General features: G+C 62.9%; 13 protein-coding genes. 5 read left to right on the top strand and 8 right to left on the bottom strand.

Annotated features, from left to right (window positions below; translation table 11 throughout):
* Window positions 1-81 precede the first annotated feature (81 nt).
* Window positions 82-267, top strand: coding sequence for an SdpI family protein (locus tag PV760_RS19800; protein WP_354628507.1), 186 nt, complete (start codon window positions 82-84; stop codon window positions 265-267).
* Window positions 231-434: a hypothetical protein gene (locus PV760_RS19795; RefSeq protein WP_354628506.1), complete on the top strand. Its 204-nt coding sequence runs from the start codon at window positions 231-233 to the stop codon at window positions 432-434. The genes PV760_RS19800 and PV760_RS19795 overlap by 37 nt, the downstream gene beginning before the upstream one ends.
* Window positions 435-527: 93 nt before the next feature.
* Here PV760_RS19795 and PV760_RS19790 read toward each other — a convergent pair whose 3' ends face one another.
* Complete coding sequence (locus PV760_RS19790; RefSeq protein WP_354628505.1) at window positions 528-743, bottom strand: hypothetical protein; 216 nt, start codon at window positions 741-743, stop codon at window positions 528-530.
* A 124-nt stretch (window positions 744-867) separates the two neighbouring features.
* Between PV760_RS19790 and PV760_RS19785 the strand changes: the two genes are divergently transcribed.
* Complete coding sequence (locus PV760_RS19785) at window positions 868-2133, top strand: helix-turn-helix domain-containing protein (RefSeq protein WP_018777057.1); 1266 nt, start codon at window positions 868-870, stop codon at window positions 2131-2133.
* A gap of 71 nt (window positions 2134-2204) precedes the next feature.
* On the opposite strand, the gene PV760_RS19780 is transcribed toward PV760_RS19785, so the two are convergent.
* Together PV760_RS19780 and purD are read right to left on the bottom strand one after the other, a co-directional pair.
* Entirely contained in the window at window positions 2205-3143 is a 939-nt protein-coding gene (locus PV760_RS19780; RefSeq protein WP_354628504.1) for a phosphoribosylaminoimidazolesuccinocarboxamide synthase, read from the bottom strand.
* 2 nt (window positions 3144-3145) lie between these two features.
* Window positions 3146-4456 carry a phosphoribosylamine--glycine ligase gene (purD, locus tag PV760_RS19775; RefSeq protein ID WP_018777059.1) on the bottom strand — a complete coding sequence of 437 codons (1311 nt, stop codon included), beginning with the start codon at window positions 4454-4456 and terminating at the stop codon, window positions 3146-3148.
* A 111-nt stretch (window positions 4457-4567) separates the two neighbouring features.
* Here purD and PV760_RS19770 point away from each other — a divergent pair, with 111 nt between their 5' ends.
* Window positions 4568-5584, top strand: coding sequence for an asparaginase (locus PV760_RS19770; RefSeq protein ID WP_064721401.1), 1017 nt, complete (start codon window positions 4568-4570; stop codon window positions 5582-5584).
* Window positions 5585-5605: 21 nt separating this feature from the next.
* A complete protein-coding gene (locus PV760_RS19765; protein WP_064721400.1) occupies window positions 5606-6016 on the top strand; it encodes a sterol carrier family protein in 411 nt (136 codons plus the stop codon).
* A gap of 71 nt (window positions 6017-6087) precedes the next feature.
* Here the strand turns inward: PV760_RS19765 and PV760_RS19760 are convergent, their stop codons facing one another.
* The 5 genes from PV760_RS19760 to PV760_RS19740 all read right to left on the bottom strand — a co-directional run bounded on the left by PV760_RS19760 (window position 6088) and on the right by PV760_RS19740 (window position 12040).
* Entirely contained in the window at window positions 6088-7575 is a 1488-nt protein-coding gene (locus PV760_RS19760) for a cation:dicarboxylate symporter family transporter (RefSeq protein WP_354628503.1), read from the bottom strand.
* 179 nt (window positions 7576-7754) lie between these two features.
* Window positions 7755-8765 (bottom strand): endonuclease domain-containing protein, encoded by a 1011-nt coding sequence (locus tag PV760_RS19755; protein ID WP_354628502.1) that lies wholly within the window; start codon window positions 8763-8765, stop codon window positions 7755-7757.
* A 128-nt stretch (window positions 8766-8893) separates the two neighbouring features.
* The gene (locus PV760_RS19750; protein ID WP_354628501.1) at window positions 8894-9658 is read right to left on the bottom strand and encodes an SDR family oxidoreductase; all 765 of its coding nucleotides are present in this window, start codon (window positions 9656-9658) and stop codon (window positions 8894-8896) included.
* A 37-nt stretch (window positions 9659-9695) separates the two neighbouring features.
* Window positions 9696-10442, bottom strand: coding sequence for an aspartate/glutamate racemase family protein (locus PV760_RS19745; RefSeq protein WP_354628500.1), 747 nt, complete (start codon window positions 10440-10442; stop codon window positions 9696-9698).
* A gap of 32 nt (window positions 10443-10474) precedes the next feature.
* A complete protein-coding gene (locus PV760_RS19740) occupies window positions 10475-12040 on the bottom strand; it encodes an NCS1 family nucleobase:cation symporter-1 (RefSeq protein WP_189075426.1) in 1566 nt (521 codons plus the stop codon).
* Between the last annotated feature and the right edge of the window lie 358 nt (window positions 12041-12398).

Genomic DNA, 12398 nt, shown 5'->3' with positions numbered 1-12398 from the left:
TACGCTGTCAAGAGTCAGCGCAGCATCCTGGCGCCATCGACATCGGGTTCTAGGAAATCGCAGAACGGGCAGGGCCAGAGAATGCAGACAGAATTTATCCAGCTCATCGTCATCCTGGGCGCCATGGGAGCCCTGCTCATCGTCATGGGGTCGATCTGCATCAAGAGCAAGCTCCCCATGAACTCCCTGGTCGGGATCCGTTTGCCGGCCACCACGGTTTCCGAGGAAGCGTGGGTTGGGGCCACAAGGCAGCAGGTCCCTACGTGATCACGGGAGGCATCTGCTCTGCTGCAGGTGCGGCGGCCATACTTCTGTTTCCCACGCTGGAACCGCCAACCCTGGCTTCGATCACCGCAGCCGGGGTGGTGCTGTTCATCGTCGTTGCGGCCTTTGTGGCTTCGGGTGCTGCCAAACGTGAATCGTTGAGCGAATGAATATCCCCGGCGCCATTGCACGCCAAAATGGGCAAAAGTAAAACCCCGGGGCATCGCTCGTCACGCCCCGGGGTTTTACTAACTACAATTGATTTACATTGGATCCGGCCAGTTACCGATGGACATCGGCGTATAGGTGGTGTCCGCTGACTTGGTCGGCGCAGCAATGCGCATGGGATCAGGCCAGTTGCCGATGGCGCTTACGGTGGAGGAGTCTGCTGCCGAAGCGGCAGAGACGACTGCGGGAGCTGCAACCGTGGCGGTCAGTGCGCTTGCCAAGGCCACTGACGCGAAGATTTTCTTGAACATGATGTACCCCAATGCGAGTCGGATTCGTTACGGAAATTGCGCGGTCCCTGTTGACATACATTGTAAAATGTTTTCCACAGAGACTGTCAAGGTTTTGGTCAAAAGACACCTGTAGGAGGGACCCGTGGGAAACGGATTCGGCGAGAAACTACGTGCCGAACGGCTCGAACGCGGGTTAACGCAGGCAGAGCTCGGTAAGAACCTGTACTCGCCCAGCTACATTTCACTGCTGGAAACCGGCAGGCGCGAACCTACGGCAGAGGTCATCGAAGAGCTGGCCCGCCGGCTGGAACTGGCTCCCAAAGCGTTGGAAGCGTGGAGCCAACCCGTCTCCGTCAGTGATGCCGAGTACGTCCTGGCCGGCCTGTACGCCCGCCAGGCATGGGACCTGCGGGACTACCAACTCGCCGCCAGCCACGCCGCCACCGCAGCGCAAATAGCCCTCGAGGCCAAGAACAACAGCGCCTGGTGGAACATGACCTATATGCAGGCCGAGTGTGTGATGAAGCAAGGCCAGCTCAAGGAATGCCAGCAGATCGTTGAGCACCTGCTGGAGCACCCCATGGCCACAGAATCCGCCGGCCTCGGAGTACGCGCCTGGCAGATGCTTGCCGCCGTGTGCCACGGACAAGGGCAGCTGGCCACCGCCGTCGAGCATGCCAAGCAGGCAGTGAAGCTCAGCGAGCAACTGCCCAAGGGCTCCACCCTCATCATTGGCGCGCACCGCGCGCTGATAGGTGCATTGGCCGAGAGCGGCAAGCTGGATGAGGCTTGGGAGTATTGCCTGGCGATGATCGAGCACATGGACGAACATTCCATGTCCCAGTTGGCCGGTGAGGTCGCGTGGGTGGTGGGCAACGTCGCTTTCATGCGCCACGACTACGTGGAGGGCATCAAACACCACGAACGCGCCGCCAAACTGCTCTCCCCCGCCAATGACATCGAGCTGTGGGCCCGCTTCAACAAGGCTTCGGCAGCGGTACGACTGTCCTCCGGCATCGTGGAACCGGAAACCCTGTCCGCCATTGAACGTGCAGAACTCGCGCTGTCGATCGTCGGAGGCAACAAGACGGACCAGTTGGAGGTCGCTTTCATCCGCGCCCGGTGGCTCTATCTCACCGGCGACATTCCGGCCGCCGTCGAGAAGCTCCGCGAAATCCACACCGACCGCAAGGTCTTGGCCCGCCACACGGCCGGCGAAGTTTCACTGCTGTTGGGTAAGTCGTTGAAGGCTGCAGGAGAAGCGTCGGAAGCTCTGAAGTTCCTGGAGGAAGCCCAGCACGACTTCAGCGCAGCGGGAGCCTCGGACAGGGTCCAGCAAGCCATGGACGCCGTCCTGGAGATCCGTTTGGCCGAGCGCCGGGCTGCGAAGGAACACTCCCAGGCCTGATTAAACAAGTGAGTCGCAGTTCATGCCGTTATGAGCTCAAAACGGCATAAACTGCGACTCAGTTGGATGCTTTACGCGAACGTGCGGCCCGTGAGCTTCTCGTAAGCCTCCACGTAACGGGCACGGGTGCGCTCCACGACGTCGGCGGGAAGTGCCGGCGGCGGGGTGTCCGAGGACTTGTCCCAGCCGGATTCGGCGGAAGTCAGCCAGTCACGGACGTACTGCTTGTCATACGAGGGCTGCGACTTGCCGGGCGCGTACGTGGACGCATCCCAGAACCGCGAGGAATCCGGCGTAAGGACCTCATCACCAAGGGTGATCACACCCGTGGCGGCGTCGATACCGAATTCCACTTTGGTGTCGGCCAGGATGATGCCGCGTTCACGGGCGATCTCCTCGGCGCGGGTGTAGATCTTCAGCGTGAGCTCGCTCAGGCGGGCAGCAATGTCATCGCCCACCATGGCCACGACGTCGTCGTAGGTGATATTGACGTCGTGCTCGCCAACCTCGGCCTTCGCAGACGGCGTGAACAATGCCTTCTCCAGGCGGGAGCCATCAACCAGGCCCTCAGGCAGCGGGATCTCGCAGACGGTGCCGTGTTCCTTGTACTCGGCCAGGCCCGAACCCGTCAGGTAGCCGCGGGCGATGCATTCCACCGGGAACATGTCCAGCTTCTTGCAGATCATGGCCCGGCCCTCGACCTCGGCAGGCACTCCGCCTTCGACTGTTGAGGCCAGCACGTGGTGCTCAACGTCCAACTGCTCGAACCACCACAGGCTCAGCTGGGTCAGGACGCGGCCCTTGTCCGGGATCTCACTGCTGAGGACGTGATCGTAGGCGCTGATGCGGTCGCTGGCGACAACCAGGACGCATTCCTGGCCGATCTTCTCCGTGATCGCTTCATCGGCGGGGACGTAGAGGTCACGGACCTTGCCGGAGTAGATGTGGGTCCAACCAGGGAGATCCAGGGTCTCGGTCTCGAAACCGCCTGCGGGAAGGGATTCAGTCATGCTCAGGCCTGCACTTTCGGGATGGTGCCGGTGGCCGCGTACGGCACCCGGATTTCGCCGCGGGCGGCCTTGCCTGCGATGTCCGTACGGAACTGTGAGCCTTCAAGCTGAACCAGCTCGACGCCGTCGTACGCTTTCTCGCGGGCCTCCACCAGATCCGAACCGAGCGCCACAACCGCCAGGACGCGGCCGCCGGCGGAGACAACCTTGCCTTCGTCGTCCAGCTTGGTACCGGCGTGGACCACGTGGACACCGTCCAGTTCGTCGACCTTCTTCAGGCCACGGATGCGGTCGCCTGTGCGGGGTGCGTCAGGGTAGTTCTCGGCAGCAACGACGACGGCGACTGCCGTGTCCTTGGACCAGCGCAGCTCTTCGGCGGTGTCCAGTTCGCCCTTGGCAGCTGCCAGCAGCAGCGCACCGAGCGGCGTCTTGAGGCGGGCCAGGACAGCCTGGGTCTCCGGATCGCCGAAACGGACGTTGAATTCGATGACGCGCGTGCCGCGCGAGGTGAGGGCCAAACCGCAGTACAGGACGCCGATGAAGGGCGTGCCGCGGCGGGCCATCTCGTCCACCGTGGGCTGGGCGACACGGTCGATGACTTCCTGGACCAAGCCTTCGGGGGCCCACTCCAGCGGGGTGTAGGCACCCATGCCGCCAGTGTTGGGGCCTTCGTCGTTGTCGAAGATGCGCTTGAAGTCCTGTGCCGGGGACAGCGGGACCGTGGTCCGGCCGTCGCAGAGGACAAACAGGGAAACTTCGGGGCCGTCAAGGAATTCCTCGATCACCACGGTTCCACCGGCGTCGAAGCAGGTCTGCGCGTGCGCCAGGGCCTCCGCGCGGTCCTTGGTGACAACGACGCCCTTGCCTGCGGCCAGTCCGTCGTCCTTGACGACGTAGGGAGCGCCGAAGGTATCCAGGGCGTCTGCGGCTTCCTCGGCGTTTTCGGCCACACGGGCCATGGCCGTGGGAACGTTCGCTTCAGCCATGATCTGCTTGGCGAACGCCTTGGAGGCTTCCAGCTGGGCGGCTTCCTTGCTGGGGCCGAACACCGGAATGCCGGCCTCGCGCACGGCATCGGAGACACCGGCTGCCAGCGGCGCTTCCGGGCCAACAACCACCAGGTCCACGCCCAGCTTGGTGGCCAGGGCGGAGACGGCTTCCGGGTTGTTCCCGTCAATAGCGTGCGTGGGCACGAGTTTGCTGATGCCCGCGTTGCCGGGGGCCGCGTGGACCTCGGAAACGTTGGGGTCTTCAAGCAGAGAGCGGACAATGGCGTGTTCGCGGCCGCCTGGGCCAATGACGAGTACCTTCACAGTCTTCAAGGGTACTTTGTGTGGAGCGCTCGGCCTAAGCTGTGTCACGCAGCGGACCCGGCGCGCACCCGCCTGGCCCGGGAACCACCCCGCCACGCCTAGACTTGCTTCATGCCCATGAGTTCGCATGAAACGTTCAACGTTGAGACCGCCGTCGAACTGGCAGTGATCGAACGCAGTGGCTTCATCGAGTCCCGGCACATAGGTGCGGCCGTGGTCCTCGCGGGTGACGGTTCCGTTGTCACCCGCCTCGGCGACATCGACGCTCCCGTCTTCGCCCGGTCAACCCTCAAGCCCTTCCAGGCCCTCGCCTCCATGCAGTCCGGAGTTCCGCTGCGCGGTGCGCAAGTGGCCGTGGCGTGCGGAAGCCACACCGGATCCCTGGACCACATGGACGTGGTGGAGGGAATGCTCAAAGCGGCCGGCGTTCGGGAGGAACACCTGCAGTGCCCCACCGCCTGGCCCCAGGACGAGACAGCCCGGAACTGGCTGGTCCGGTCCGAGCGCGGGCAGTCCAAGCTCGCCTTCAACTGTTCCGGCAAGCACGCAGCCTTCCTGTGGGCGTGCACCGAAAACGGCTGGGACCTCCGCAGCTACCTCGAACCGAACCACCCCCTCCAGCAAAGGGTGCGTTCCGTCATCGAGGAATACAGCGGCGAAACCATCTCACACCTGGGCATCGACGGCTGCGGCGCTCCTGTTGCCGCGCTCTCGCTGACCGGGTTGGCCCGCGCCTACTCCCGCCTGGCCAAGTCCCCGGGCGATAAATCCTCCAACGCCCGCGCAGCCACCATCGCCACGTCCATGCTGGATTACCCGTGGGCCGTCCAGGGCAAGGGTGAGTCGAACACCGTCGTCATGGAAGAGCTGGAGGTTCTGGCCAAGATCGGTGCCGAAGGCGTCCTGGTCCTGGCCACCCCCACTGGCGCCACGGTGGCAGTCAAGGTTCTCGACGGCAACCTCCGCGCCACCACCCTTGTGGGACTGACCCTGCTCGCCGTGAGCGGGGCGGTGGACATCCCGGCCGTATCCAGCGTCCTTGAACGGGTGGTGGAGCCTGTTCTGGGTGGCGGTCATGAAGTGGGCAGGATCCGGCTGGGCCACGCAGTCTCTGCCCTGCTGGACTAGTAGTTAAGAAGGAAAAAACCCATGGCTGTTGCACGACGCCGCGTCGACATCTCCGAGGGCCAGGCTGCGCTGGCTGCCTGGCAAACCGCTGTCGGGCCTTCCAGTGGTGAAGCCGCCGGTGAGCGTGGCACCGCTGCCGGGACCACGCCGTCGCGCGCTGTGATAGCGACGGCGGTCCGCTACACGCTGGAAGAAGTCACTGCGCGTGCGCCCGGCAATTCAGTGGAGGTCCGCGTCCCGCCGTTCGGCGTCACCCAATGCGTGGAGGGGCCCCGGCACACGCGCGGCACTCCCCCGAACGTCATAGAGACCGACGCCGACACCTGGCTTGGTTTGGTGACCGGCAGCATCACCTGGGCCGACGCCGTTTCGGCCCACAAGGTGACCGCCTCCGGTTTGCGCGCCGATCTTTCTGAACTGCTGCCCCTCTAAACGAGTTTTTGTACAGCTGATGCCCCTAAGACCACGTCTTAGGGGCATCAGCTGTACAAAAACTCGCCAGGTCAGTCAGGGCAGACCGGGGTGGACGGTTGCCCGGGCTTGCTCATCTCGAACTGGGGGATGTCGTCCGCTGCAGGTCCGCCGCGGAACTTCGGGGAGGGCTGCTGGCCGGTGCTGATGCGCTCCAGCTCCTGCTGTGCGTAAACCTCTTCCTTGCCGAGCATGATGGCCGTGTCCTCGTTGGTGATCTCGCCGTTGAAGGCGCGGACCATGACGCTGCGGTCGAACTGGCCTTCCCACTTTGCGACGACGAAGGTCGCTACGCAGTTGCCCAGCAGGTTCACCACGACGCGCATGGAGTCCATGAGGCGGTCGGCTCCGAGGAGGAGTGCCACGCCGGCTACCGGGAAAATGCCCAGTGCGGCCGCGGTGGCGGAGAGTGCCAGGAAGGACGAACCGGGAACGCCCGCCATGCCCTTGGAAGTCAGGAGCAGCACACCCAGCGCAGCCAGTTGCTGGCCGAGGTCCAGGTTGTGCCCGAACGCCTGGGCCAGGAACAACAGGGAGATGGAAAGGTAGATCGCTGCGCCGTCGAGGTTGAAGGAGTAGCCGGTCGGAACCACGAGACCGGTGGTGGCACGGGAGCAGCCGGCGTTGGTCAGCTTGGTCATGATGCGTGGCATGACAGCTTCGGTGGAAGCCGTGCCGAGAGCCAGCAGGAACTCCTCCCGGGTGTACTTCAGGAACTGCCACAGCGGAACGCGGGCGAAGCTCCAGGCCACGAGGAACAGCAGGCCGATGAAGACGATCGCGGCGCCGTAGCAGGACGCTATCAACAGGGCATACGTTCCAAGGGTGCCCACGCCGTACTGGCCGATGATGAACGCCATGGCACCGAAAGCACCAATGGGGGCCACCTTCATGATCCAGGACATGATCTTGAAGATCAGCTCCAGGACAGTCTCCATGAGGCTGATGACCGGGAGGCAACGGTCCCGGCCGATGACCACGATCGCGGCGCCGAAGAAGACCGAGAAGAAGAGCACCTGGAGCAGGCTGTTGCTGGCGAAAGCGCCGATCACGCTGACGGGAATGACATCCAGGATGAACGCTGCGGCGTCCTTGGGAGGCGCGTTGCCGGTCTTGGCGTTCAGTGCGTCCTGGGAAAGCGTTGAGGGGTCAATGTTCAGGCCGGCACCCGGCTGGACAATGTTGCCGACGATGAGCCCGAAGACCAAGGCGAAGAGAGTGGCGCCGGTGAAGTACAGGAGGGCTTTGACCCCGACCCTTCCGACCGCCTTGACGTCGCCCACTGCCGAGATGCCTGTGACGATCACGAGGAAAATCAGCGGGGCGATGATCATTTTGATGAGTTGAATGAATCCATCACCCAGTGGCCGGAGTGCGGACCCGATGTTCGGCCAGAAATGACCGATGAGCACACCTGCGACGACGGCGATCAGGATTTGAAAAAAGAGCGACTGGTACAGCCGCTTTTTCTTCTGCGGGGCCGAACTCGCCTTCAGCGCCGCGGGGTCTGGGATCTTCATTGATCTGAACCAATCAGTTTGGGAACAGCCCCTCGTTTTGGGGGGATGTTTTCAATGTAAGCCCGGTCACACCATTCCGCAAGGGGAAATTCGATTTCCATATTGTGGAAGTCACAATTGGTTTTTTGTACAGGTGATGCCCACATGAGGGGTGTTTAGGGGCGGGAGCTGTACAAAAACTACGCTGCCCAGCCCTGCTTACGGAGGGCCTGCGCCACCCGGGCAACCACCCACTTCTGCCCCTGCCGCATGTCGATCCTGTTGATCTTGACCTGCCGCCAACCGGCGTCTGCAACCCGCTGGTCCCGATAGGCGTCCAGCGCCTGCTGTTCGGGAGACAGATGATGAAGGCCTTCATACTCCAGGCAAATGCGATATTCAGGGCATCCCAAGTCCGTCCACACAGGCCGCCCCAGGGCATCCATCACTGGACAGTTGGGCATAAACGCCGGCAAGCGGGCGTCCTCCAGCATGAGTCTCAGCTTCGTTTCCGGCGGGGAGTCGACACCCACCCTCAAGTCGTCGAGCGCCAAGCGGGCTTTGCGAACACCATGGACACCGTTGGCCCGCGCAACGAACGCGCGTAGTTCGGACAAGGAAACCATCGCTACCCTTGCCGGACCGAACGTGCGGGTATGTTCGCTGACAATGGCGTCGCCGGCCACTACCAAGTCTGCAATCGGCAGCATGGTGGCCAGGTCCACCCATGTACGCGCCACGGACGTGAGCACAACGCCGTCCAGGTCAGCGAGGTCGCCGTCCCGCAACGTCAGCCGGTGACCGGCCACCCCTCTTCGCCGCGGCAAAGAACCACCCCGTGACCGCGACAGGTGGATAAATCTCCCCGGTTCGCGAAAGTGGGGGCCGCTCTTGGGACCCCAAGGAACAGGTTCCGCAACTGCGGTCACCGGCCCGCCGTCGTCGGGTTTGAAATGCGCCCAAGGAGGCAACGGTAGTCCCAGTACCTCAGCGGCACTGATGTGGCTGAGGAAATCGCCCTGACGAAGTTCAAGATGGGGCCGGGCGATGTCCAGTAGTGTCTGCGGTTTCTGCGGAATGCGGAGTCCGCGGCTGGGCACCACCAGGTCCGTTGCCCGGAGTCGCTTGGGAGCGACGCCATATTGCGCGGCCTCCTTGATGGTGAAGGCGCGACTCGAGAGGGCAGGGGGAAGAGGCGACAAAGGACGCATGCCCTATTGAGTCACAACGAAGGAGCCGGCGGGACGTTATCCACAGGTCCGCCCGCTCGGCCGCGAGTTTTTGTACAGCAGATGCCCTGAAGGGCCCGATTTAAGGGCGGTAAGTGTACAAAAACTCGCTAGCCGCGGCCTACGAACGGCATGCCGGCAGCCGTGACCACCAAGGATCCAACACTGGCCGTGGCCGGCATGTTGGCCATCATGAGCACGGCGCGGGCAGCATCTTCCACCGGAAACATGGGTTCCACCTTGCGGCTGCCGTCGGCTTGCAAGGCCCCTGAGCCCACGCCGATGGTGTCCATGATCTCGGTACGGGTATTGCCGATATCGATTTGCCCGCACGTGATCCCGAACGCCCGGCCATCAAGCTCGATGCTCTTGGTCAGGCCCGTCATCGCATGCTTGGTGACCGTGTAAGCCACAGACCTGGGCCTGGGCGAATGGGCCGAGATGGAACCATTATTGATAATGCGCCCACCCTGCGGTTGCTGGTCCTTCATGGTCCGGACAGCCTCCGCAGCGCACAACATGGACCCCGTGACGTTGACACGCAGGGTTGCTTCCCACTCGTCAACGCCAATCTCCCCCACGTCCCCGGCCGGTCCGAAGACCCCGGCGTTGTTGAACAGCACATCCACCCGGCCCCAGCGTTGGCGCACCTCCGCGAAAAGGCGCGCGACGTCGTCGGGCACTGTTACGTCGCAGGGAACCGCCAGGGCATCCGGATGGCCGTCGGCGGTTTCAAGCAATTGCGCCTCCCGCCGCCCGGCCAGCGCTACCTTGTAGCCATCGGCCAGCATGAGCCTGGCGACGGCCCGCCCGATACCGGAACCGGCCCCGGTAACGACGGCGACCCTCAGGTCGGCGGGCAGGGAGTCAGTCATGTGGTTGCCTCTCGGGTGGTGCGTTCAGCGCTTTGGCTCAGCGCGCGGCTTCGGCGGCCTGGGCTGCGGTTATCGGCCAGCCTATGACAGTCTTCGGGCGGGGCGTGGCATACGTTCGCACCTTGGACGTGGACAGGCCAAGGCGGACCAAGGACTCGGCGATCATGACCGCAGCAGCAACCCCGTCCACCACGGGAACCCCGGTGCGTTGGCGGATCTGCTCATCCAGTCCGGCCATGCCGCCGCAGCCAAGGACGATCACTTCGGCCTTGTCATTGTGCACCGCTTGCTCCGCCTGGCCCGCGATCGCCTCGACCGCACGTTCCGGATACTCCTCGAGTTCCAGCACAGCCATGCCACTGGCGCGGACGGAGGCACAACGCGCTTCCAGCCCGGCGAGCTTGAGCCGGTCCTCGATGAGGGGAACCGCACGGTCGAGCGTGGTCACCACGGAGTACTTGTGGCCCAGGAACATCGCCGTGCTGGCTGCGGCCTCGGTGATGTCCACGACCGGCACGTCCAGCAGTTCCTGGAGGCCTTCGCGGCCGTGCTCGCCGTAGCCGGCTTGGATGACGGCGTCGAACGGTTCCGGATAGTTGACCACGGCGTCCATGACGGCAATCGCGGCCAGGTAGCTTTCGAAGTTGCCCTCGCAGGAATCGGCGCCGAAGCGGGGTGTGATTCCGATGATCTCGGTGCCGGGCGCCGCCACCGCGCGGGCCTGGGCTGCAATGGAATCGGTCATGGATTGGGTGGTGTTGACGTTCGCGACAAGGATGCGCATGGAGTGTCCTTTATATCTTTGGTTGACGGCGCTCAGTGCGTGCTGGCGACGGCGATGGGCTCGCCGGAAACGTCCTCGTGGACCTGCTTCTTGTCTGCCACGGCGAAGTACGTGAGCGCGGCGACGCCTGCTCCGATGAACCAGGCGAACGGAGCTGCGGCCGCCAAAGCGGGAATGAACGCGATGGCGATGGCCATGGCAGCGGCCGGAAGCATGGCGATAATGGCTTTGGGGTTGACGCCGCGCTTGTAGAAGTACGCGCCCTTGGGGTCTTCCGAGTACAGCTCCGGAACATTGACCTTGCCGCGCCGGACCAGCCAGTAGTCAGCCATGACCACACCGAACAGCGGGCCGAGCAAGGCGCCCAGGCCACCGAGGAAGTACACGATCACGATGGGGTTGTTGTAGAGGTTCCAGGGCAGGATGACCAGACCGATGGTGCCGCTCACCCAGGCTGCCTTGCGGAAATTCAAGTGCCGCGGGAAAAGGTTCGTCAGTGCATAAACCGGGGCCACGAAATTGGCCATCAGGTTCACCGCGATGGTCAGGATCAACAGGGCAAGGCAGGCCAGGACCAGCAGGAGCGTATTCGGGATGCTCTGCACGATGTCCGACGGGCTCTGGATGACAGTGCCGTTGATCTTGTACTGGCCGCCGGCCATGACGACGACGATCGCACCAAAGACAAGCATGTTGATGGGGATGCCCCAGAAGTTGCCCTTGACGATGGACTTCTTGGACGTTGAAGAGCGGGTGAAGTCGCAGAAGTTCAGCACGAACGTTCCGTAGATGGATACCCACAGGGCGCCGCCGGCGAAAATGGTGAGCCACATTTCGGTGCCCTCAAGGCCCTTGATGCCGCTCCACTGGATGGCACCGCCGGCTTCGATGAAGACCCACACTGCAATGGCCGCCATCGTCACCAGGATGATGGGGCCGGCGAAGGCCTCGTACTTACGGATCATTTCCATGCCGAAGCTGACGATCACCAGCTGCACGATCCAGAGCGCCACGAAGGAGAACCAGCCAAGGGTTGAAAGGCCGAGGATGGAGTTGCTGTCCAGGTCCTTCAGTCCGGGAGCCACGGCTACCAGCAGGACCCGGAGGACCACCGACGCCAGGTACGTCTGGATGCCGAACCAGGCAACGGCAACGGCACCGCGGACGAGGCTGGCGATCTGGGCTCCCCTGATGCCGAAGCTGATGCGGCTCATGACCGGGAACGGGACACCTGTCTTCTGGCCCATGAAACCTGAAAAATTCAGGAGGGCGAACAGAAGGACGGCGCCGATGCCCAGGGCTACCAGGATCTGCCATCCTCCCAGGCCCAGGGAAAACAGCCCGATGGCGAAGGCATAGTTACCCAGGCTGTGGACGTCGTTGGCCCAGAGGGTAAAGATGCTGTAGCTGGTCCACTTGCGGCCCTTGGCCTTGGTGGGGGCGAGGTCGATGTTGTAAAGACTGGGACTGATGGTACGGCCTGCGGCTTCGGAAGCAATCGCGCAAAGATCCGTGTTTCCCACGACCGGGTGGTTGGGGGCACCCGTCTTTGCGTCTTCCGGAGTCTCATTGACGCCGACTGATGAAGTCGTCTGCATCGTGGATCTCCACTTCGTACTGATTCCACATTATGGAATCGAGTTATTGAATAGTGAAAGAACTCTATGACGCAGGTCACGCCCGGTCAAGGCTTCACGCTGTACGCAGGGTCACATTTGGTTGTTTGCCGCCAGGTTTGCGGGTTGACTGTTTCGGATACGCAATCCGTGTTGACGCTGCCCATCGGCGGACGTAATCTCGAATTGCAGAATTTTATTCTCACAATACGAAATTCCTTGAGCGCCCCCACAGAGCAAGCGCCCAGACATTCAATGAAGAGAGGTTGGACGTGGCTGCAGGAGAAGAGACCTCACACATCCTCAGCGGGTTGACTGCCCAGCTGCCTGATCGTGATCC

This window comes from Paenarthrobacter sp. CC6 (assembly GCF_040560085.1).
Taxonomy (GTDB): domain Bacteria; phylum Actinomycetota; class Actinomycetes; order Actinomycetales; family Micrococcaceae; genus Arthrobacter; species Arthrobacter nicotinovorans.
This window is presented reverse-complemented; position numbering and strand designations above follow the sequence as displayed.